The sequence below is a fragment of the Sporosarcina luteola genome (assembly GCF_023715245.1).
Lineage (GTDB): Bacteria > Bacillota > Bacilli > Bacillales_A > Planococcaceae > Sporosarcina > Sporosarcina luteola_C.
The window spans coordinates 477,489-502,237 of the sequence record NZ_JAMBNV010000001.1; the positions used below are offsets into that span (position 1 = coordinate 477,489).

17 protein-coding genes are annotated in these 24,749 nt (G+C 38.9%); all 17 read left to right on the forward strand.

Annotation, left to right across the window (positions count from 1 at the left end; all coding sequences use genetic code 11):
* Positions 1-3: 3 nt before the first annotated feature.
* The 17 genes from wecB to M3152_RS02410 all read left to right on the forward strand — a co-directional run bounded on the left by wecB (position 4) and on the right by M3152_RS02410 (position 24,609).
* Entirely contained in the window at positions 4-1,134 is a 1,131-nt protein-coding gene (gene wecB, locus M3152_RS02330; RefSeq protein WP_251693593.1) for a non-hydrolyzing UDP-N-acetylglucosamine 2-epimerase, read from the forward strand.
* Entirely contained in the window at positions 1,127-2,134 is a 1,008-nt protein-coding gene (locus M3152_RS02335) for a glycosyltransferase family 2 protein (protein ID WP_251693594.1), read from the forward strand. Before wecB ends, M3152_RS02335 begins: the two co-directional genes overlap by 8 nt.
* Before the next feature lie 70 nt (positions 2,135-2,204).
* A complete protein-coding gene (locus M3152_RS02340; protein WP_251693595.1) occupies positions 2,205-3,425 on the forward strand; it encodes a glycosyltransferase in 1,221 nt (406 codons plus the stop codon).
* 508 nt (positions 3,426-3,933) lie between these two features.
* Positions 3,934-4,743: an O-antigen ligase family protein gene (locus M3152_RS02345; RefSeq protein WP_251693596.1), complete on the forward strand. Its 810-nt coding sequence runs from the start codon at positions 3,934-3,936 to the stop codon at positions 4,741-4,743.
* Positions 4,744-4,827: 84 nt separating this feature from the next.
* Positions 4,828-6,096 (forward strand): glycosyltransferase family 4 protein, encoded by a 1,269-nt coding sequence (locus M3152_RS02350; protein ID WP_251693597.1) that lies wholly within the window; start codon positions 4,828-4,830, stop codon positions 6,094-6,096.
* A gap of 193 nt (positions 6,097-6,289) precedes the next feature.
* Positions 6,290-7,750: a lipopolysaccharide biosynthesis protein gene (locus tag M3152_RS02355; RefSeq protein ID WP_251693598.1), complete on the forward strand. Its 1,461-nt coding sequence runs from the start codon at positions 6,290-6,292 to the stop codon at positions 7,748-7,750.
* A gap of 218 nt (positions 7,751-7,968) precedes the next feature.
* Entirely contained in the window at positions 7,969-8,574 is a 606-nt protein-coding gene (locus M3152_RS02360) for a sugar transferase (protein WP_251693599.1), read from the forward strand.
* On the forward strand, positions 8,571-9,242 hold the full coding sequence (locus tag M3152_RS02365) for an acetyltransferase (protein ID WP_251693600.1): 672 nt from the start codon (positions 8,571-8,573) through the stop codon (positions 9,240-9,242). The genes M3152_RS02360 and M3152_RS02365 overlap by 4 nt, the downstream gene beginning before the upstream one ends.
* 22 nt (positions 9,243-9,264) lie before the next feature.
* Entirely contained in the window at positions 9,265-9,666 is a 402-nt protein-coding gene (locus tag M3152_RS02370) for a 3-hydroxyacyl-CoA dehydrogenase family protein (protein ID WP_251693601.1), read from the forward strand.
* A gap of 103 nt (positions 9,667-9,769) precedes the next feature.
* Complete coding sequence (locus tag M3152_RS02375; protein WP_251693602.1) at positions 9,770-10,108, forward strand: 3-hydroxyacyl-CoA dehydrogenase family protein; 339 nt, start codon at positions 9,770-9,772, stop codon at positions 10,106-10,108.
* A gap of 63 nt (positions 10,109-10,171) precedes the next feature.
* A complete protein-coding gene (locus M3152_RS02380) occupies positions 10,172-11,302 on the forward strand; it encodes an aminotransferase class I/II-fold pyridoxal phosphate-dependent enzyme (protein ID WP_285847071.1) in 1,131 nt (376 codons plus the stop codon).
* A gap of 497 nt (positions 11,303-11,799) precedes the next feature.
* The gene (locus M3152_RS02385) at positions 11,800-13,245 is read left to right on the forward strand and encodes an S-layer homology domain-containing protein (protein ID WP_251693604.1); all 1,446 of its coding nucleotides are present in this window, start codon (positions 11,800-11,802) and stop codon (positions 13,243-13,245) included.
* A 368-nt stretch (positions 13,246-13,613) separates the two neighbouring features.
* A complete protein-coding gene (locus M3152_RS02390; protein WP_251693605.1) occupies positions 13,614-16,010 on the forward strand; it encodes an S-layer homology domain-containing protein in 2,397 nt (798 codons plus the stop codon).
* Positions 16,011-16,290: 280 nt separating this feature from the next.
* Complete coding sequence (locus M3152_RS02395; protein ID WP_251693606.1) at positions 16,291-17,997, forward strand: DUF4855 domain-containing protein; 1,707 nt, start codon at positions 16,291-16,293, stop codon at positions 17,995-17,997.
* A gap of 373 nt (positions 17,998-18,370) precedes the next feature.
* Entirely contained in the window at positions 18,371-19,822 is a 1,452-nt protein-coding gene (locus M3152_RS02400; protein ID WP_251693607.1) for an O-antigen ligase family protein, read from the forward strand.
* Between the two features lie 322 nt (positions 19,823-20,144).
* Entirely contained in the window at positions 20,145-22,895 is a 2,751-nt protein-coding gene (locus M3152_RS02405; protein WP_251693608.1) for a phosphodiester glycosidase family protein, read from the forward strand.
* A 283-nt stretch (positions 22,896-23,178) separates the two neighbouring features.
* Complete coding sequence (locus tag M3152_RS02410; protein ID WP_251693609.1) at positions 23,179-24,609, forward strand: S8 family serine peptidase; 1,431 nt, start codon at positions 23,179-23,181, stop codon at positions 24,607-24,609.
* Positions 24,610-24,749: the final 140 nt, after the last annotated feature.

Sequence of the window (24,749 nt, forward strand, 5' to 3'; positions counted from 1 at the left end):
TTAATGGAGAAGTTAAAAGTAATGACGATAGTAGGTACCAGACCTGAAATAATTAGATTATCGGAAACTATAAAAGCATGTGATAAATACTTTAATCATGTGCTTGTTCATACAGGGCAAAACTGGGATTACACATTAAATGAGGTTTTTTTTGAAGAGCTTGGTCTTCGGCAACCGGATCACTACTTAAATGCTGTTGGCGAACATTTAGGAGAAACGATGGGAAATATCATTGCTAAATCTTATGAGGTATTAAAGCAGGAAAAACCTGATGCATTACTAATATTAGGAGATACTAATAGTTGTATGTCTGCGGTTTCCGCTAAACGCTTAAAAATCCCTATTTTCCATATGGAAGCGGGAAACCGATGTTTTGATCAGAATGTGCCAGAAGAAATCAATCGAAAAATAGTAGATCATATTTCTGATATAAATTTACCATATACGGAGCATAGCCGAAGATATCTTCTGTCGGAAGGTATTCGTAAAGAGCATATATTTGTGACTGGCTCACCCATGACAGAAGTGTTAAATAAGAATATGCAGGCAATCAAGAATAGCAAGATTCTTAGTGAGTTAGAACTTGAAAAAGGAAAGTATATTCTCATCTCTGCACACCGTGAAGAGAATATTGATAATGAGCGAAATTTTCTATCATTGATGAATACTGTTAATAATATTGCAGAAAGCTATAAAATCCCTATTATATATTCTACACACCCGCGAAGCTGGAAAAAAATAGAGGAAATGGGTTATGAATTTCATCCGCTAGTTAGACAGTTGAAACCATTTGGTTTTTTTGATTATAATCATCTTCAGCTAAATTCTTTTATAGTTTTGTCTGACAGTGGGACTTTATCTGAAGAATCAGCCATTCTTGGTTTTCCTGGGGTACTAATTAGAACTTCTACTGAACGACCAGAAGTTCTTGATAAGGGAACAATAGTAATCGGGGGAATCAAGGAAATAGAATGCATACAAGCAGTCAATTTATGTCGAACTATGTGGGAAAATCAAGAAAAGACATATTTGGCTAATGATTATAAAGATGAGAATGTTTCTGTGAAAGTTATAAAAATTATTCAAAGTTATACTGGGATTATAAATTCAGATATTTGGAGAAAAAATGATTAGTATAATAATACCGTTATATAATGTTGAAGATTATATTATAAGTTGTCTAGAGTCTTTGGAAGCCCAAACATATAAAAATTATGAATTAATTATAGTTAATGATGGATCAACTGACAATTCCTATCTATTAGTGCAAGAATATGTAAAAAGAACTAATATGAATGTACTTTTATTAAGCCAAAAAAACGCAGGTGTAAGTTCAGCACGCAATAAGGGCCTGGAATACGCTAAGGGAGAATATGTATGTTTTATAGATGCTGATGACATAGTAGACAATAAGTATCTTGAAATAATGCTTACTCTTTGTTGTAAAGCTAGTTGTGATTTAATTATTTGTGGTCTTAGATCTGTACCTGAAGAATTTCGAGAAAATGAAAATAAAATTATCGCTAATACCGACAAGACCTTGATAATGGATACTCAGGAAGCCCTAAAAAGCTTCCTATACAAGAAAATAAATTGTGGAATGGGTTCCTTTTTGGTAAGAAAAGAAATTCTTTCTGATAATAATGTGAATTTTTCTGTGGGATTTAGGTACAGTGAAGATCAAGAGTTAATTTGGAAAATGATTAATCATTCAAAAAGAATTGCTTATAATGAAGTTGAATTATATTTTTATAGAATGCGAAAGAACTCAGCTATGAGTATTATCGATAGTAAGAGAACAGATGGATTAAAGTTAATGGAAAGGTTAGAAGTTTATTTTAGAGATTATAATCCTGTTTTTTACGAGGAGTTTAGAAAGTTTGGAATTGCGAGATGGGTTTGGGCAACTACATGGCAGGCTGCGTTGGGAAGTGATGACTTTAAAAATTTTAAGTTCTATATAGATAGACTTAATGCAAGTATTTATTTCAAGAAATTATTATTATTTCCCGATAAGAAGGTGAAGCTTAGTAGTTTATTATATATTATCTCACCAAAAATATATTATTATAGTGTAAAATTTATTCTTCCGAAAGTTTTTGATGTTCGGAGTGCTGTTTTGAGTAAAACCTAGTTAATCGTAACAAAGTATTTCAAACAAATATTTATAGAAAAAATGGTTGGAATTAAGCGAGGTAATATAATTGGAATTATTGTTTATCGGTGTGGCATGTACAGAAAGTACATTAATTGAAAGTAACAATAAATATTATAACGGTGTGCCACAACTACGACCGCAGCAATATTTCGACTTGGATTTAGTCTCTGGAATATCAGAAAAATGCGATGTGCATGCTCTTTCTCTCCCCCCAGTAGCAACCTATCCGAAGTCAACCTGTCTAATTTATCCTAATAAGAAGGAAAAGATCTCTGAATCTCTTAAAATAAATTATATATCCCTTATTAATTTGCCTATCATTAAGACTATCATTATCATGATAAATGTCCTCTTAAAGACTTTAATATATGTATTCAAAAATCGAAAAAGAGAACGAGTTATCTTGTGCGGTTATGTATCTTTTGAAACTTCCCTTCCCGCTTTACTGATTGCAAAATTCACCAACACTAAAATTTTAACTGTTGTTCCAGATGTCAGTTTATATTCGTTATCATATTCAAACGAAGTAAAGAAGTGGAAAAGTGTTAAAAATCTTGTCTCATGGGCTAATAGGATAATTGAAAGGAATTTTCACGGTTATATTTTCTTAACAGAAGAGATGAACAATCTTATTAACCGATATAAGAAACAATATATTGTTATAGAGGGTATGATTAAAACAGACAACTTTGATTACAAAGATGATGGTCATGTAAAGCTTTATCCGAGGGTAATTATGTATGCAGGTACATTACATGAGAAATTCGGAATAAAAAAATTAATAGAATCATTTACTCTAGCAAATGTTCCAAATTGTGAGCTATGGATCTTTGGTTCTGGTGATTATGAAGAAAATATCAAAAGTATTGTTCAGGAAAGAAAAAACATAAAATTTAAAGGTAATGTTAGTAAACAAGAAATTTTTAAGTTGGAAAGAAAAGCAACATTATTAATCAATCCACGTCCATCTAATGAAGAATTTACAAAGTACTCATTTCCGTCGAAGACTTTAGAATATATGGTGTCTGGAACCCCCTTACTAACAACAAAATTACCTGGAATACCAAATGATTATGATAATTATCTATTCTATTTTGAACACGAAAGTATAGATGAAATGTCTAGAAAAATAAAAGAGATTATGAGTTATCCTGAAATTGTGTTAAACGACTTTGGGGAAGAAGCAAAAAAATTTGTTTTGGAAAATAAAAATAATAAAATCCAGACAGATAAAATTTTTGATTTTTTAATAGAAACTCTAAAGTGAAAAGGGGGTGTTAAAAAGGGTGAATAGCTTAGGCATTGAAAGTAAAAATAATAAGAGAATTTATTTAGCAATGGTTCTACTACTATTACTACTACATGATAATTTAGTTTTCACTTCACTTGTAGATGATTCTATAATTAAGTTACTGATATTTTCTATCTTTTGTTTAATTTATTTTAGATATATATATTTAAATAGAAGAATTAATATTAATAGGTCGTTAATTTTAGTTATATTAATTATACTGGTTTTTCTAAACATGACAATTAATCAAGACTTCACTTTTGGTTATTTTTACATTATATTACTATTAATTTCTGCATTTATAATAAGTGAAGTAATAAGTTACGATAGTTTTATTGAGTCAAGTATTAATGTAATTGTATTTATTACTATATATGCATTGTGTTGCTATTTATTAAGTCCACTTGTATTTTATTACAGATCTTTTTTTTATAGCTTTTCGAATGAGGCCGATCTTCCATTTATCCATTTAGGATTAGCTGTTTTGGTAGACATTGAAGGTTACTATAGACTGTTTGGAATGTTTAGAGAAAGTGGCGTTTTTCAAATATTTTTAAACACTGCTATTATAATGGAACTTTTTCTAAGGAAGGGCAGAGTAAGATTTTTCAAGCTTTCTGTTTTATTGGCAGGTTTAATATTAACATTTTCAACTCCTGGTTATCTTGCTACTATATTAATTTTAATTTCATATACATTTTTTAGTAAAAAGAAAATTAGTGAAAAAGAAAAAAAATCTATTATTGCTGGAGTAATGTTGTTAGTAGTGATGTTACTTGTTTTATATTTTTCGAATTCAACTTTTTCGGATGGTATTAATAATGCCTGGACTAAATTGACAAATAAAGAGAGTTCATATCTGGGACGTACGACCTCCATAATCGTAGAATTAAAATTATGGTCTGAAAAACCTATATTTGGTTATGGGATTCAAGAAGGATTTGAATTATCAAAAACGGCAGGAATGGAGACGCTGGGATTCTATATGTTCAATACAAGTACTATAACTGGACTATTAGTGACTTTCGGAGGTATATTCACATTGATTTTAGTGTTAATGCTATTAGCATTTAGCTTAAGACTGAAGACCAACTTTATAGGGGCTTTCTTAATAACTATAGGTATATTTATTATGATTTCTTCTCAGCTAATGATGTATAATGCTTATTTTTATGCTTTATTATTCATAAGTATAAAAAATATGAAATATCGTAAGAGGATAGAAGAGAAAACTGATTCTCTAGAAACAGCGTTGACCGTGGGACGGTGGCATAACGCTGAGACCGAAATCTGATTTAATGTCATTATTTCCACTTGCGCAAAGCACTCTAATTGATGAGACCTATATAAGTAATACATTAATTTTGGAGGATGTTGAATGCATATTTTATGGGTGGTTAATATTCCATTACCCGAAGCCAGTTTTTTAATTGGGGAGAAGCCACTTCCTTTTGGGGGATGGTTAGTTAGTGCCTCCAAACATTTATCGAAAAATAATTATATAAAGCTTTCCATTGCATTTCCGGGAAGTAAAAAAGATTCTGTTAACGAATTACAAGGAAAAAACAATATATTCTATACCTTTCCACCTTTAAATGACAATGATTTTACAATGATCGAGGATAACAAATATTTGGAAAAAATCATAGAATCCTCAAAACCTGATCTAGTTCATATATTTGGGACAGAGTATGCACATACTCTTGCAATGATTAATATATGTGCAAAGAAAAAAGTGAAATCAGTTATTTCTATCCAAGGACTAATATCCATAATCTCTAAACATTATATGGCCTCATTGCCTTTAAATGTGCAAATGCAATCTACTTTTAGAGATTTTGTAAAACGAGATAATTTGAAGAAACAACAAAAGAGGTTTATTAAACGCGGAAAATATGAAATTGAATCTTTACAAAAGATAGAACATGTCATTGGCCGTACTACTTGGGATAAAGCATGTACTTTACAAATCAATTCAAAAGTATATTATTATGAGTGTAATGAAACTTTAAGGGATGAGTTCTATAATCATATCTGGAGTTTGGAAAATTGCGAAAAGGATACTATCTTTGTAAGTCAAGGATCATATCCAATTAAGGGTCTACATTTTATAATAGAAGCAATGCCATTGATATTGAAAAACAGGCCCAATGCAAAACTATATATAGGTGGTATAGACATTACAAAAACCTCTAATTTTAAGGAGAAATTAAAATTATCTTCCTATGGGAAATATATAAAACAACTTATCAAGAAGTATAATTTAGAAAATAAAGTTATATTTACAGGAGTTTTAAATGAAAAACAAATGTGTCAAAGATTTTTAAAATCAAATGTTTTTGTTTTACCTTCTGTGATTGAAAATGAATCAAATTCATTAAGTGAAGCTAGAATATTAGGAATGCCATGTGTTGCTTCTTACGTAGGTGGGGTAATAGACAGAATTGAAAATGGAGTGGATGGATTTTTATACCAACATGATGCGCCATATATGTTGGCTTACTATGTAAATCAGTTACTTGATAATGATGAACTCTCACTAATGTTTTCTGAAAAAACAAGAAGTCGTGCATTGGAAATTTTCGATCGCAGAAAAAATAATGAGAGATTATTAGAGATTTATAGAAATATTATAAAATATAACTGAATCCCAATTGATTAGATGTCTAGCGCAAAGAGTTTCTCTAATCTTTTATATTGAAAAGTCAAATAGATGTTTTTTGCTGAGGAACATTTTTTACTATATCTAGGATAAAACGCTGAAGAAAATGCTTAAATAGAAAATTCGATTATCTCGGATGTAAAAAGCTGGTTTTTAAGGGCACAACAGGAGGATATAAATGCAAGGCTCTTTAAAGAATAAAACAACAAATGGGGTATTATGGAGTTTTATTGATTTGATGTCAAATCATGGTATCCAGTTTATTATTCAAATTATATTAGCGAGACTCTTATTGCCAGAACATTTCGGAGTCATTGGCATGGTCTTGGTGTTTATATCCATTTCACATATAATAATCGATAGTGGATTTTCTACTGCTTTAATTCGAGAAAGTGATCCGTCTCCTAAAGATTATTCAACCGTTTTTTATTGCAATTTAGTAGTTGCATTAGTGATATATTTTTTACTATACAAATCTGCCTTTTTTATTAGTTCATTTTTCAACGAACCTCTACTGGTCCCGTTACTTAGAGTTCTATCATTAGTTCTTATAATTAATTCGTTAGGAATAGTTCATAAGGTAATTCTAACAAGAAATGTTAGGTTTCGAACACAAACGAAAATAAGTATCATTTCAGGACTCCTATCTGGAATTATAGCGATAATATTTGCTTTTAATGGCTACGGAGTTTGGAGTCTCGTTATAAAAACTATTGCCATGCAGTTTTTTCAACTAGTTTTACTCTGGGTTTATATTAAATGGATTCCTGTATATTCATTTAGTATTACTTCATTCAAAAGGCTCTTTGGCTTTAGTTCCAAAACATTGCTATCAAGTTTAATTGGCACATTTTACAACAATATTTATTATGTTGTAATAGGAAGATTTTATTCAGTTGCAGACCTCGGTTATTACACGAATGCATATAATTTAAGTAATGTTTTTTCGAATACTCTTACTGCTTCAATTCAACGTGTCACCTATCCGGTTCTCAGTAGTATTAAAGAAGATGAAGAAAAGTTAAAACGTAACTTTAGAATTGTTATTAGAATGTCCGTCTTTATAGTTTTTCCTATAATGTTAGGGTTAGTAGTAATTGGTACTCCATTAATTAATCTGCTTTTCGGAGAAAAGTGGTTGCCTATGGTGATCTATCTTCAATTAATTTGTTTGGCGGGACTGTTCCATCCTCTCTATGCAATAAACTCAAATATTCTTCAGGTGAAAGGGAAAGCAGATATATATTTATTATTAGAAGTTACAAATAGATTAATCATGACATTGTTAATTGTATTAGCTTTATGGTTTAAGACCGGTATGCAAGTTCTAATCGGAACTGCAGTTTTATATTCAATAATTACTTTTTATACAAGTGCATTTTTTTCTGCAAGAGAAATATCTTATCCAATAAAAGACCAGTTAAGAGATATTGGCCCGATATTAATAGCTTCTTTATTGATGGGCAGCGTTGTCTATATGTGCGGAAGGGTTTTACCCGGGAGCGGTCTTTTTGAATTAATTTTTCAGATTTGTATTGGTGTTATTGTATATGTTTTAATTTGTAAAATAATGAGAATTAAGGAGTTTGACATTTCATTACAATTAATTTTATCATTTTTTAATAAAGGTAATAACTGAGGATTTTTGGGCTGATTTTACAAGGAAATGTTTTCTTGGTTTAACCTTGTCTTCTTTAGTTACAATCTAAACTGGAAATACATTAGTATACTTCCAGCTACGAATTTTAAAAACAAACCAATGAGTCAATTACTCTATGTGGAACCAGCCTTATAATTCCGAACGATTTAAATTAATGATTATGGTTTAGTTATCCCAAATAAAGAAGTGAGAATCATATGAAAAGATTATTCGATATTATTGCTAGTATTCTATTGTTAATTCTATTTATTTTACCGATTTTGGCCATTATGTTACTAGTTCGTTTGAGGATCGGCTCACCAGTTTTATTCAAGCAGATACGTCCTGGTTTAAATGGACAAAAATTTTATGTATATAAATTTAGATCGATGACTGACGAGCGTGATGAACGTGGAGAGTTGTTACCAGATAATCTACGGCTCACTTCCTTTGGAAAAGCTATTCGAAGATTGAGTTTAGACGAGCTTCCTCAGCTTTGGAATGTCTTTAAAGGTGATATGAGTTTTGTCGGACCACGACCATTGTTAATGGAGTATTTACCCTTATACAATAACCGACAGTCTAGACGGCATGATGTGCGTCCAGGAATTACGGGTTGGGCACAAGTAAACGGCCGAAATGCAATTTCCTGGGAAGAGAAGTTTGAGTTGGATGTTTGGTATGTGGAGAACCGTTCCTTTTGGTTTGATATAAAGATTTTAATAATGACTGTCACCAAAGTGTTCAGGTCCGAAGGTATTAGTCAAGATGGACAGGCGACGATGACGAAATTCGAAGGTAACGATGGAGGGAAACGACTATGAATGATATTGTAATATATGGATCAGGCGGCTTTGCACGTGAAATAGCACACTTAATTGAAGATATTAATGAAAAAGATCCCCAGTGGAATTTGTTGGGTTTTATTGATGATGATGTAGAAAGTCATGGAAGTGTAATTAATGAACTTCCGGTTCTTGGTGGTATTGAATGGTTTAATGATAGAGATCTAACTTCTGTAGTTATGGGTATTGGTTCACCAAACGCTAAGGAGAAGATTATTTCAAACTTAAGAAATTTATCGAATGTTGATTTTCCGAACTTAATTCATCCTTCAGTGAAGTTTTCTCGCTTTAACAATATCGGTCAAGGTAATGTAATATGCGAAGGAAATATCTTAACCACAAATATTGTAGTTAAAGATTTTGTTACTATTAATCTAAATTGCACAATAGGGCATGACACAATTATTTCTTCATACTGTACAATATTACCCAACTCTTCAATATCGGGAAATGTTCTTTTTGAAGAAAAAGTTGATTTTGGTACGAATGCAACAATAATACAAGGGATTAAAGTCGGATGTGGCACAATAGTAGGTGCAGCTGCTGTAGTGGTTAAAGATCTACCGGCTAATTGTACAGCAGTTGGAATGCCAGCGAAGCCAATTAAATTCCATGAAGGTTCCCGGAATGACTTTCTGAATATATAATAACGGTTAGGTGGGGGAATTAATGAAATCAGTCGCAATCGTCGGTGCGGGTCAAATGGGATCAGGAATTGCACAATGCATGGCAATGAATAATATAGAAGTTACATTGATAGACTACAAGGAAAGCAATATTAAGAGAGCATCTGCGAATATAAAGAAGAGCTTGGATAAATTAGTATTAAAGCGAAAAATAGATAAAGAAAGTGTATTAAAAATTCATAGTAATATTGTATACACTACTTCACTTGAAGCGTGTAGTAGAAAAGAAAAAGTTATAGAGACAATCCCAGAGAGTTTAGACAAAAAAGAAAATTTTATCGCAAAGTTAAGTGAGATTATGAGGAAAGATTCGATTTTAGGTACTAATACTTCTTCATTATCGATAACTAAGTTCAGCTCTTTTTTAATGATCCTTCTTGAGTAATTGGAATTCACTTTTTCAATTCTGTAGTAATTATGCCGCTCGTAGAAGGTTATTCGTGGTTTAGAAACTTCCATAGAAACTGTGGATAGAGTTTCGTTATTCATTGACAAAATCAATAAAACAGCCAGTTTTTGTTGAAGACCAATCGGTTTTTGTTTTAAATCGAATTCTAATTCCTATGATAAACGAAGCTGTATTTGTATTACAAGACGGTATAGCTACCCCTGTAGAAATAGATGCAGCAATGAAGCTGGGAGCAAAACATCCAATGGGACCCTTGGAATTAGCAGATTTCATTGGATTGGATACTTGTTTATCAATAGTGGAGACACTACATAGTAATTTCGGTGAAGATAAGTATCGACCTGCTCCATTGCTGCGAAAATACGTAGATGGAAATCGCTTAGGTAGGAAAAGCAAGAGAGGATTCTACCAGTACTAATATAATTTGTCGATAGGGGTGAACATTAAAGTGAATAACCGAATCTTTTTGTCCTCCCCTCACATGAGCGGGAACGAACAAAAATACATTAATGAAGCGTTTGAAACAAACTGGATTGCACCACTTGGTCCGAATGTGAATGCGTTTGAAGAGGAGATTGCTGCTTATGTCGGGACTGCAGGTGCTGCCGCAACTTCATCCGGCACAGCTGCCATCCATTTGGCACTTGATCTTCTTGGCGTAGTCCATGGTGATACTGTCTTCTGTTCTAGCTTGACGTTTGTAGCAAGTGCGAACCCGATCTTGTATGCGGGGGCGGAACCGGTTTTCATCGATTCAGAAGAAGATACATGGAATATGTCTCCTGTAGCGTTGGCCCGTGCTTTTGAACAAGGGCAAGCAAGACGGAAGTTGCCCAAAGCAGTCATTGTCGTCAACTTGTATGGGCAAAGTGCGAAGATGGATGAACTGATGGAGATCTGTGAGCGCTATGAAGTTCCACTTATTGAAGATGCAGCGGAGTCACTTGGTTCACTCTATAAAGGTAAAAATAGCGGTTCATTTGGACAGTTCGGTATTTTTTCTTTCAATGGCAACAAGATCATTACAACTTCTGGTGGGGGGATGCTTGTATCGGACGACTTGGATGCATTAGCACGCTCTCGCTTCTTAGCGACACAAGCACGTGACGCGGCAAAACATTATCAACATAGCAAAGTTGGCTATAACTATCGCATGAGCAATATACTTGCTGGGGTGGGGCGTGCACAGCTAGAAGTATTGAATGAGCGAGTGACGGCGAGACGTTCGGTATTTGAACGATATAAAGAGTCGCTTGGAGACTATGACGGCGTAGACTTCATGCCAGAGCTGGAAGGCACCTATTCGAATCGATGGTTAACAGCAATGATAATTAATCCTGATAAGATTAGTGTGACGCCATATGAATTGATCGATGCATTAGAAGCGGAGAACATTGAGGCAAGACCTGTATGGAAACCGTTGCACTTGCAGCCATTGTTTGAAGGGTGCGTGTTTTATCCGCATGCTGAAGGTGATGTGGTGAGTGAGCGTTTATTTGCAAGAGGGCTTTGTCTCCCTTCAGGGTCGAATATGACGGTGAAGGAGCAGGAACGGGTAATTGAAGTTATTAGGGATACTATAGGTGTGCAAATTACCGATTTTGATTTGTGATTAGGTAATATGTATTAGTTGTGAGATTTAGCCCCCAGTATATTTTAACAGGGGTATTGTTATATGCAGTTTTGTAACGGTCAATTAGAAATGAACACTTTTTTGCTATGTACAAGAATTAAAGCCAGGAAGAACGTTTTCTTCTGTTCATACATGACTGTGCAGTCTGGAAGAGAGAGTGTGAGCGACTACTTGTACTGCAGCAAGGTGATACAGGGAAGAGCTGGGATTAAGTGTCTTCAACTATCTTCAAATTCATCAAACAAAAATGTGATTTTCAAACCCTCCGGCGCGTCTCAGCAATTGGAGGGTTTTCCTGTGGTTGCCTGCACTCCGTTCCATTCAAATTCAACCAAACGCCTAATCTAATAAACAGGGCAGGCGCCTGCTACATACGACCCTGCTTTAAGAGAATATGCGTACAGAATTTTCCCGTATTTTCCCTTTCAAATCGTGCTATCTTATAGTAGTCTAATAGTAAGGAGGGGAATCGGATTGTGAAAAAAATCATTACTTATCTAGCAGTGCTAGTACTATTTATCACTGGCGGGGTTGGAACTGCAAGTGCTCAAGGTTTTTCGGATGTGAGCAATACGTATCAATTCTATGAGCATATCAATTATTTAGCGAACCAAGGTGTCATTAAAGGGAAAGATGCGAACCGTTTTGCACCGGATGATGCAGTTTCACGGGCGGAAGCGGCAGTCATGATTGCCAGAGTGAAAAACTTGCCGACGGAAAAAAGGACAACTCTTTTCTCGGACGTGAGCAGTCAAAGCTTCGCATCAGGGGCGATTCAATCGGCTACTGATAAAGGGATCATCCAAGGGTATACAGATGGCACATTCAAGCCTGATAATAAAGTCACAAGAGGGGAAATGGCAATCTTCCTTACGCGCGCGTTTGGTTTAAGTGAAGAGGAGCCGATGACCTTCACAGATGTGCCCGTAAGTTCTGCGGGGTACGCATATATACCGAAAATCATCGCGGCTGGTATTACGCAAGGCTATTCGGAAACGACATTCAATCCGAATCAGCCGGTCACTCGCGCACAGTTTTCTGCATTCCTTGCGCGCGCTACGAACGAGCAGTTGCGCCTGACTGTTAAATCCTGCGGCTACGACACGGCAAGTAGGGTGAACCCGGATCGTCAGACGCTAAATTGCCTAGTAACGAAAGCGGCAAGAAAAGCGGATGTTCCACCTGAACTAGCAAAGGCTATCGTCGAAGTGGAAAGCGGCTGGAAACATTATCTGAGCAACGGGGAACCGCTCATCAGCTCAGACAATGGAATCGGTCTTATGCAAATTACGAACAGAGCTGAATTTGACACAGAACGTCTCAAATATGACATTGAATACAATATAGAAGCTGGTTTGAAAGTCCTTGCGGATAATTTCAAGAGGTCAGATCTTCCGAAAATCGGCACGAACGACCGTCATGTGCTTGAACACTGGTACTTCGCTGTAATGGCCTATAACGGCACAAAGCCGATGAATAGTCCTTTTTATCAAGCGACTGGGGAAAGAAACCTGAACGCCTACCAGGAGAAAGTATACAGCAAAATCAGTAACGGCTTCGTCAATCCGAATATCGGATCAATCGGTATGACAACTGCCGATTTTAAATACGACGGAACAACAACCGACAATATTCAATTCAATAAGAAAGCATTCACAATAACTGGCTCCAACACGATGTCGGTCGAACTGTTGAAGGAAGACTCCGTCGTTAAGTACACTGGAAAAGGATTACGGTCCAAACCAAGTTCCGGAAGTGATTTAATCATGACATTGACAACGGAGGATGCATTGACAATCATTGGAGGTCCAGTCTACGATATGGATCCTAAGTCTCCTAATCAATACATCTGGTACCCGGTAAAGACCAACCAAAATGGAAAAGTGAAAACAGGCTTTATCGCTGCGCCTTATATTAACTGAAAATGAAGAAGCCGATCATACATAAATGATCGGCTTCTTTTCACATTAATTCCCACGCTATTATTATATTTACATATCTATCATTTTATGTTTACATTACATAGATTAATATATTCTTCTAATTACAAAATATTTAAATAGAAAAATAGTATGTAACTATATTCTACCATGGATAAATGCTAAATGACTGTCTTTATGCGTATTGATGATATAGGTATAATATAATGGCTAAAAAATTTTGTTATATTGTGGACATTAATCCAATGTTTTATATTAGACTTTACCGGATATTGTTGGTAGTATGAATCTATATTCCTCTTCAAGTTTACTATATTGGAGAGAGATACAACTAGGAGGAAACCTACACTATGAAATCTAACTACAAAAAGATTGTCGCAACTTCAGCTACTGCAGCATTTGTTGCATCCGCTATTATTCCTGCTGCTATGGCCGCTGCACCAACTAATTTTACAGATGTGAATTCGAACTATAAAGAAGCAGTAGATTATCTACTAGCTCATAATATTACAAACGGTGTGACTTCAACTGAATTCGGTACTACTCAAAATATCAAACGTGGCGACGCAGCTGTTTTCATTGCAAGAGCCCTTGGATTGAATACAGAAACAGCTAAAGACCAAGGATTCAAAGATTTGAATAATCGTGTCAAAGGCGCGGTTAATGCCATCGTAGCGGAAGGTATCGCTTCCGGTAAAACGAAAGAATCTTTTGCTCCTGATCAAAACATCACTCGTCAAGAGATGGCGAAGATGCTTGTGAACGCATATGATCTTACAGCTGAAACGACAGCGAATTTCAAAGACGTTAACTCCAATTGGATCGGTTTTGTTTCTGCCCTTAAAGATAACGGCATTACATTAGGGAAAACTGAAACAACTTTCGCACCGGAAGCTAATTTAACTCGCGGTGAGTTTGCATTGTTCATGTTCCGTGCTGAAACTCTTGAAGAAACGGTAACAGTACCAGAGATCATTTCTATTTCTGCAACTAACTCAACGACGGCAACAGTGTCGTTCAATACGAAACTAGCTTCTCTGAAAGCTGCAGATGTCAAAGTGAAGAATAATGCTACGAATACTAACCAAGTTGTAAAATCTGTTACTCTATCTGAAGATAAGAAGTCAGCAGAAATTACATTCTATGAGCCGGTAGTTGCAAACGGAACATACGCTGTAGAAGTAACTTCAGGAACTACGAAGCTAAACGGTGAACTTGCAGTAGGTTCATTGAGTGTTGCAAGCATCGTGATGGAAAACCAAACGATCCCTGCTGGCCAAATGACTGACATTGCTTTTAAATTGTTGGATAATAAAGGTGCGGATGTCACTGAACAATTTAAAAACCAAGTCAAATTCGTTTCTAACGCTGCAATCACAAATGGCAAAATCAGACTAGCCAAAGGAACTTCAACTACAGTGAAAGCTGTCTATGAAAAAGACGGTAATGTCGTAGCTGAGAGCCAAACAGTAACTATTAGTGCAGAAGCGAACACGCCTGCAAAACTAGCAAACTGGACAGTTTCTACAACTACACCGGATTTTAAAGACTCTAAATTCAAACGCAACACGATTGTATATGCTAACGAGCAAGCGAAGCTATATACGGAAGTAGTAGATCAGTTCGGCGCAGTTTTGGCTAGTCCGTCTGTTGCGTTCGAATCTCTTACTCCAAAAGTAGCTGTAGTTGACCAAACTACTGGAGATGTCCAAGTCTTAGGTACAGGAAATGCACAAGTGAAGATCACTGTCAAAGACGGCGATAAGGTTGCATTTGAAGAAGTCGTTAGCATGGAAGTTCGGGAAGTGCCTGTTGTAAACACATTGTCACTTAGCCAAAATACACTTGCCTTGTCTACAAAAGATACAGCAGGAATGGAAATCCAAGCGACAGTTCTTGACCAATTCGGAAACCCGATTAAAGATCAAACGGTTGCTGTGAATGAAAAAGTAGAGCAAAATGATAAAGCTGCTCTTGACATCACAAAAGTTTCGAAAACAAATAATGATGGCGTCATGAAGTTCAATGTTGCTGCAGTAGCAAATGCGAAAGTCGGCAACCGCACTGTTGAAGTAACAGTTGGCGAAGGGAAATCAGCTGTTACAACGACACTTGCTGTTGAGCTTAAAAACCCGGGTGTATTTGCTAGATACGACGTACGTGGACTTGAGTCTACATTGGACTTGAACGCTGATGCAAACGCAAACGCTATGGAGCTTGACGTATTATCGGTAGATGCAACTGGATTGATGATCAAAGCAGAGACTCCAAAAGTTACTGTGAAAAACGCTAAAGGCGAAAATGTAACTGAAGAAACTGTTGAAGATAACAAAATCAAACTTGAAGCAGGTGCGAAAGTTGGAGATGTCTACACTGTCGACGTCAAAGTTGGTGGAGTAACTGTTAAAACTCACACATTCACTGTTGTTGACACGACTGCAACAGCAGTAGAACCATCCATCCTGTTCACTTCTTCTACAGTCAATATGGCTAAAGACGAAACACTTGCAGCTGCTATCGCTAAGATCACTCAATTGACAGATGCAAACGGCTATACAGTAGCAAACGTTAAAGGTGCTTCTGCAAACAAAGCAGTCATCTCATTTGATAATGAAGGCGTACTAACGACAGCTGATGCAGGATCGACGAAAATCTATGTGAATTCTGTAGTTCTTTCTAAAAAGGACCAGGCTGATAAAACAATTACATTAGATTCTATTGTAGACCTAACTGTAAACGTAAAGTAATTATGTAAAAACGTATTTAATACCTTCCGGGTGACAACCTCATCCGGGAGGTTTTTTGCGCAAAAAAACAAAACACCAAATTATTCCTTCTAACCTTCCAAACAGCTAGCAAGTATAGTATTCTAGTAAAAGAAGTATCAGAATAAAGGGCAAGATGGCAGCTTGAAAACAAGTTTCGTTTCTTCACCTTACTTCTGATAGACAACATCTGAAAAAGATGAGGAATATTTTTTTAGTTAAAATATTCCTCTCAAACTTGCAAACAGAAGGAGAAGGTGGAATGAAATCATCAAGTAAACATCTGGGTATCATCATCGTCATTTTGTCCGTGTTCATTTTAGGAGTGCCTACTGCACAGGCAGCCACATTCAAGGACGTATCGTATCAATATTGGGCATACAAAGATATTGAATTTGCAGCAGAGCATAAAGTCATCAGAGGCTTCGGAGACGGTAACTTCAGACCGGGCCTTGATATTAAGAGGAAAGATGCTGCCGTTATGATGACGAGGGCTCTTGACCTCTATACACTGGAAGGCGAGCCGACGTCAGTGGAGGATTTGATTCCCACATCCCCAGGCTATAAGGAGATCATGATTGTACTGGAAAACGATTGGCTATCTCTTGATGAAGGACACTTCCACCCGGACAAGCCGCTGACAAGAGACGAAATGTCAAAAATGCTGGCTACTGCCTATCAATATGAAGGAAAAGGGACTAGCTCATTTACGGATGTTCCGATAGAGGATCCGTATTATCATTACATAGACGCCATTGCAAACGAAGAAGTGACGACAGGTTATAATGACGATTCATTCCGCCCGAAAGAAAAAGTGACGCGCGCCCAATTCAGCGCATTTCTTTACAGGGTGTACCAAAAGCCGGTCGCATATGAAGTTAGAAATGGCGGTGAGCTTATCTCTGTCATCCCGAATGTCGAAGACGCAATTGAACTTGCACTTTATTATCCGGAAGGGACAGTCCATCCGCAAAGCAATAAATTCGTGGAATATGCGCAAGAGATTGCAGCCGCGGACAAGACCAATTTGAATAGCGGTGCTCTCATCTATAACGGGTTCAAGGAAATCGAAAAATTCACACCGGAGTTTTTCAAGCACTACTTAAAATCGAAGCCGAAAAACGGCATTCAACAAGATATGTTCGACACATTCATTATCCTAGGTCTTCGATACAATGAAAACAGCGACCAATTCGTAGACGGGCCGACGAACCGTGCCAATTACGAAGATTGGAAGACGTACATAGATAGGACATTCGATTCTAGCGGTGCTATCAAAAACCTGGATACCGCTGCAGGTCAAGTGAAACGGAAAGTCGATGTCTACGTCGCGATTCCCTATCCGAAACGGAATGAACCGATCATCAACTTGAATGGCGATGAAGTCGGAAATGATGTATATGCCAGATATGACCTTGCAAGCTGGTATGTAAAAGAAGTGATGCAGCACTTTGAAAACGGTAAGTACGACAATTTGAATTTCAAAGGGTTCTACTGGTTAAGTGAAACTGTGCGGACGGTCGATGATGAAGTCATCATTTCATCCATTTCAAGCATCTTGAAGAAGAACGGAAAATTCTTCATCTATTCGCCGCATGCCACTGCGACGAACTTCTATAAATGGAAAGATTACGGCTTTGATGCCGCATTCCTCCAACCAAACGCATTCAGGGCATCCATTCGTAACAAAGAAGAACGTCTTCATCAGGCATTCGTGAACGCACAAGTTTATGGCACAGGCATCACGATTGAAATAGATTCCTACCATATGGACAAAGCGGAACAGGGCGTCGAAGCATTCGACCTCTACATGGATATGGCAAAACGCTACGGGCTCGACGAAAAAGGCATGATGTTCTACCAGGGGACTAATATGGTGGAACGAATGGCGACTTTCGACCACCCGATATACAAACGTTGGTACGAGCAGCTGACAGAGACATTTTTCAATAAATCAGTGAAAGAATAAGGAGCGGGCGGTTTTCCGCTCCTTTTTCATATTAACCTAAATTTTATTGAAAGAGATTTGCTAAGGATTGAAGCGGAGGGCGGCGACTCCTGCGAAAGCCGTTGCGAAGAACGGCTTTTGCGACCATAAGGGAGCAGGATGCCTTAATTTCTGCAAAGATCGCAGAAATACGGCCAATCGAACCCTTCGCTGTTCGATTGGCTCGCCGCTCGCCCGCGGAAAGCGTCCGCCCGAAGCGGAAATCCGATATGAAATATTTCTATGAATCCTTTCCTATTTGATAACGTCAACTTAATTGGAAATTAATCTACTGACACGCCCTAGTGCTGTGGTATAATCGAATACGTGAAACAACTATAGAAAGGGTCATTCCATGAATCTCAACCTCAAAGAACTGGCAGTGCCCATCGTCGGAGTAATTCTGCTCGCAGTGGCGCTCGTCATTCCCAATACAATGATTGCTTACGGCATTTCGCTCCTTATCGCGATTGCTGCATTGTTCAGACCGAAACAAGCAATCCTGTTTTTACTCATCTACTTCCCGCTTCGTTCATTTCTGATCGAAGTAAGCCCAGGACTTAAACTAGTTGGCGATTTGATCATCGTCTTCGCTTTCCTTAGAGTCGTTTGGGACGCAAGAAAAGATTGGAAGTCGATCTTCCGTTTCGAGATCTTTGAATGGGCATTTATCGCCTTCATCATCATGGGAACCGTATCGGCATTCCTATCCGATGTCATCCTGTCGGCGATCATTTTCCAAATCCGTGCATTCGTGATCATGTTCCTTCTACTCTATACAGTGAAAAGGCTGGACATTACGAAACGGGATATTATGAACTTCCTGACGGTCACTTTATTCGTCACCGTTGTCCTGATCATTCAAGGGCTCGTCGAAAAGTTATCAGCCCGTTCCCTCCTCATGCCGGAGCAATGGGTGAATCGTCAGCTATCGAAAAATAATGCAAGCCGCATTTATGGACTTGTCAACAATCCAAATGTCCTTGCCGTCTATTTAACGATTTCCGGTATTCTAATTTATTACCTGAAAACGCTGCTGCCGAAGACGAAGCTCCAATGGGTGCTTAATCTTGTCCTCGTCGTTCTCGCTGGAACATGGGTTCTTACGTATAGCCGGGGCACGTGGATTGCGTTCATCATTGGGATCGTCATCTACTTCCTGTTCACAAGGAATTGGAAATTTGTCCTGAAATCAGGACTTGCCGTTGCATTAGGGTTCTTCCTTATAACGACGCCGGTGACAAAATTGGCGCAATGGATTAGTGCGAACACTGAAGTCAGTGAAATTGTACGGACAGGCACGCCTGAAACCGATCCTGCCTTCGCAATCGAATCGTCGCGTATCAAGGAGACATTCCAGTCGGATACATTCGAAAAGAGTAAGACGACCGGCCGTTTGTTCATTGTCTATAAAGGGCTCGAAATTTTCAAAAGGTATCCGATAATTGGAACAGGGTTCGGCACATTCGGCGATTCTGCTTCAAAAGTATATTCATCGCCATACTATAGCCATTATGATATCCAATTCAATATCTACTCGGACAACCAATATATCCAGGTCATCACCCAAACAGGCGTTGTCGGGGTCATTCTATTTGCCGTCTTCCTATTAGGCATGCTCGTTCTGTTCTGGAAGCGACGCAAACTATCCGACAAAGCGATACCGATGTTGGCTATGCTCATCAGCGTCTACTGGTGCGGTATCATCTACAACATTTGGGAGGACAAGACATTCACGATGTACTTCTACATCTTGACAGCAGTCTTCCTCGCATACACTTCAAAGAAAAAAGAAGAATTGCAATAAAAATAGAAAAGCCCCGGTTCTGGTCGCTACCAGTACCGGGGCTTTTCTATGGATTGATAAGTCCTTCCGCGAAACCCTTCTAATTACGCATAAAATCTTTGAAACACGCATAAATCCGCTCAAAAGCTCATAAATTCCTCTAAATACGTATAAATCCCTCCAAATGCGCATAACTCGTCGCAAACACGCATAATCATCGGCATGCATGACAATCTCCCCTCAAACTAGTCTAATAGTATCAAAAGTTCTCTAATCTATGGAAATGCAAGAGTTTGAGATTATAATGGACATACACCAAATAATTACAAAGGGGAATGAATAATTGCTTAAGAATACATACTTGTCGAAACTTAGTATCCTATTTCTTGTGATTTTTTTATCAATACCTACTCTAGCCTATGGAGAGACACCAGGAAGCACGAAGATTTCCGGAGGCGTCCAATATGAATATACGAACAAAACAGTAGCGAGCAACCCGCAAGCATTCCGTCAGTTAGTCGTCGACCTGAATGACCCATTCACAACAGTCGACGTCGGCATCCCGACGCCGCTTAACAAACTGGCACCGACGACGAGCCAGGCAAATGCCTATACAGCACCCGGCCAGCAAGTCGCGGGCGCAATTAACGGCTCCTTCTTCTGGGGGTCCGACCAAGGCTATTTGCCGATGTACTTGATCGCTTACCGCGATAGGCTCATGAATGCTGGGATAATCGCGTCCGGCAGGGACCAATACGTCAATCAGCCTATCGCTTTCGGCATTGACAGTACCGGTAAAGGGAAGATAGATTCATACAATTTAAGATTATCATTCAACCATAATGGACAAGATTACCCGATTACGTCGACGGACAAGCACCGCTCGACTGACAATCTGATCCTATACACACCGCTCTATCCGAAACCGACAACTGAAACGAATGCGCTAGGTATCGAGCTCGTCATTGAGGGAGTCACAGGCGGGACGGCGCTTAACTTCGGCGAAACGGTAACAGGTGTAGTGACGAAAAAGCGGGAGCGCAACGACCCACAAGCTTCAACGATCCCGAAAGATGGATTTGTCCTTTCGGCACACGGTGCAGCGATGTCATCCATCGACAACATTGGTGTAGGGGAAACAATCTCGATCACCGCTAACATTGATGAAAAGTGGAAAGGTTCTTCATTCATGCTGACGTCCGGACCTGAACTCGTCAAGGACGGCAGAGTTCATCTCGGCATCGACCCGAATAGCGACCGCGCGAGAGAACGCGCACCGCGTACGGCAATCGCAATCGACAGAACAGGCACGAAAGTATTCATGGTGACGGTGGACGGACGTCAATCCGGCTACAGCCAAGGACAAAGCCTGAAGGAATTTGCTGAATACCTCGTGTCAATCGGGGCTTACCAGGCACTTAATCTTGACGGAGGCGGTTCTACGACGATGGCAGTCCGCAAGCCGGGTGATTTCAATGTCTCCCTATTCAATAGACCATCGGACGGCAGAGAACGTTCCGTCTCGACTTCGCTTTTCGCAGTATCAACTGCACCAGTAGGCACGCCGGCTACTGTCGGGGCTCATTTATCGAAGCAGGGCGTTTATTTGAAAGGCACGAAAGGATCCGTTGTAGTAGATTACGTGATGGATAATTACTATAACCCGGTTACTTTCAATAAAACGGACCTTAAGCTGAGCTCTCCGCAAGGGCTTATCTCAGTGAATGGTCAGGAGTTCACAGCTCAAAAAGCGGGGACAGGCTCCATCACTGCACAAATCAACGGCGTGACAGGGAACATCCCGTTTGAAGTCGTTGAATCCATCCATACAGTCAAGCCTTCAAGTGCATCAATCGATGTGCGGGCAGGCGAAAAGAGGACATTGACTGTAAAGGCATATGACAGTAAGAACAGGGAAGTCATCTTCGACCCGTCATTAGTGAAGTGGAGTGCTTCCGCAAATATCGGAACAATCACTTCCTCAGGCGTACTGACAGCAGCTTCAAATGAAGGCAAGGGGACAGTGACTGCAACATTAGGCGGCAAAACGGTAACAATCCCAGTGGCAATCACAGGTGCATATTACCGTGTAGATAACATGGAGTCCCTTACTAATTGGACGTCTTCAGCAACGAACGGAAAAGCTTCACTATCCATGAACAGCGCGAAAGAACCTGCATTCGAAGGGAAAGGCGCTTTGAAGCTCACATATGACTTTACAGGCACGACAGGCACGTCCGCGGCATATGTGGACGCGAAAACGCCTATGAGTCTAGCAGGCACTCCAGTGAAGCTTTCCGCCCGCGTATATGGCGATGCAAGTAATACATGGCTGCGCGGTCGAATTCAAGACGGGCAAGGCAAAGAATACACGATTGATTTCACACCTGAAAACGGGCTTAAATGGCTAGGCTGGAACTACGTGACGGCTGCAATCCCGGCAGGTGCAACAGGCAACATCACACTTAAGCAGATCTATATTGCACAGCCTACGGATAGCCTGAAAACGAAAGGCAGCATCATGATTGATGATGTGAAAGCGATCTTCAATACAGGCTACAAAGAAGGCCTTTTCAAAGACACAGGACTCACATTCCGTGCGGAAAATGAAATCGCGTCACTCGTTAACGAAGGGGTCATTGCAGGCTACGCTGACGGCAACTTCGGACCATATCAAGAGTTGACAAGGCAGCAAGCGGCAATCCTTCTGGCAAGAGCGCTTAAACTGCCGCTCGACAATGTTACGGATCCAGGTTTCGAAGACATGGTACCATCGATGACATTCTATAAAGAAGTGGCGGCAGTCGCGAATATGGGCACCATCCGAGGGAAGGAAAACGGAAAGAAATTCGATCCGAACGGAAAATTGACCCGTGCTGAAATGGCGGCCATCCTTCAACGAGGATTCGGTCTTCCATTGAGTGACAAAAATCACTTCACAGACATTAATGGCAGCTTCGCGAAAGACGCTATCAATTCCTTGGCATCTAACGATATTACACAAGGAATTGGCGGAGGGAAATTTGGACCTGGCCAAAACATCAGCAGGGCTGATTTCTCGGTTTTCCTTCACCGCACACTATCGAAAAAATAATAGATTTTTAGACTATGAGAATGCAGAAAATTGTGGTACGATGTACATGTAGGGTTTTTCCTTTAATCTCTTATAGAAGTAACTTTTCAAAGTGGCTTTGGTTGATGAGCGGGAAAGGTCCGCGGAGAATCTTCTCCGCGGACTTTTTATATCATCCCAGTGCCCGATGCACTTATTCCGTTTAGGGGTAAGTGCTTTTTTATTGTTTCAAATGAAATTAGACTAAAAACAGTCTATTAATTACCGATAAAAGGAAAGACAACTAGAGATAGAGGTGACTGAAATGAGAAATAGATTCCTGGGTATTGCCATTATATTAATGAGCATAGGATTATGGTTTTCGGTTAATGGGAAAATAGCTGTTGCTTCTTCAGATTCTACGGGAGAAACAGATAGAGTCATCGTGAACTTGGTAGACAAGAAAGGCGATGAAACAGTAGAGAGCATTTCGCTTGATGACCTTGAAAAATTTAACGAAGGAAGTCTTTCTAATAAATCTTCTGTTTTATACAGTGCGCAAGACGTTGAAGTGTTGCAACCTGATTTCATCCGGACAATCGCTTTGGAAAATCCGACAAGTGGAAAAGCGCCGTCATGGGGAACGGAAAGGGTTGGAATAAAAAACTTCAAAAATTCTCTAGCTGCAACGAATAGAAACGTAATAGTTGCGGTTATTGACACAGGCGTCGACTACACACATCCGTTTCTCGCGGGTCGGGTTGTGGAGGGATATGATTTCGTCTCCAACGATACAAATCCGATGGACGTACATTTTCATGGGACACATGTAGCAGGAATCATTGCGGAGACAACTCCGGCGAATGTAAAGATCATGCCGATCCGGGTGATGGACGAACAAGGGAACGGCTATGATTCCGATGTGGCAAAAGGAATTCAATTTGCGGTCGACCATGGCGCTACAATTATTAATATGAGTTTCGCAGGCGAAGGGTATTCGCAATATTTGGCGGATGCAATCGATTATGCTCTTTCCAAAAACGTCCTTGTCGTCGTAGCTGCGGGCAATGAAAGTGCAAGCACTGATAATTATTTTCCAGCATCCAATCAAAAAGTGATTGTCGTTTCGGCGACAGACATAGCTGATAACGTTGCGAGCTTCAGCAATACCGGCGCCGCAATCGACATATCGGCTCCGGGCGTTAACATCGTTTCAAGTGTTCCGGGCGGAAATTATAAAAACCTTAGTGGCACATCGATGGCAGCCCCCTATGTGAGCGGCATCGCCGCAATGCTGAAACTGGAGGGGCCATACAGGTCCCATCTTGTAATTGAAAGACTGTTAAAGCAATACGTTGATGACAGAGGAGCGGCCGGATGGGATCCTCAATACGGAGAAGGCATTGTCAATATTGCTTCAATAGGCGTGGACAATGTATCAACTGTCAAAGAAGAACTAAAAAAAGTACCGGTTCCTTCATCAGATGTCATCACTCTGCCTGAATATAAGGATGTTCCTTTGAATAAAAAATGGACTGTCGCATTCAATCGACTGCTCACCGGATGGGATGCCATTGATGTGAAAGTCTATATGGGAAGCAGTGAAATTCCCATTCAACTGACATCTCAAGCTGGCAAGAAGGAAATCATTGTCTCGGCGAATGATCAGTATCGTCCAAACACAGCGTATCGTCTCGTAATCCTGTCCGGGAACAAGTTTAAATATGAAATGCATTTTGTGACGGGTTCTAAGTAAATAGATAGATTAGGCTATCCGATTTGTCGTTCAACAGCGACGAATTGGGTAGCCTTTTTCTGTTTTCCTAAATTGATAGTTCATGTCATAGCAGAATCTCCTACTACATACAGTAGAACAGTATCATAGTGGCTTGTCCA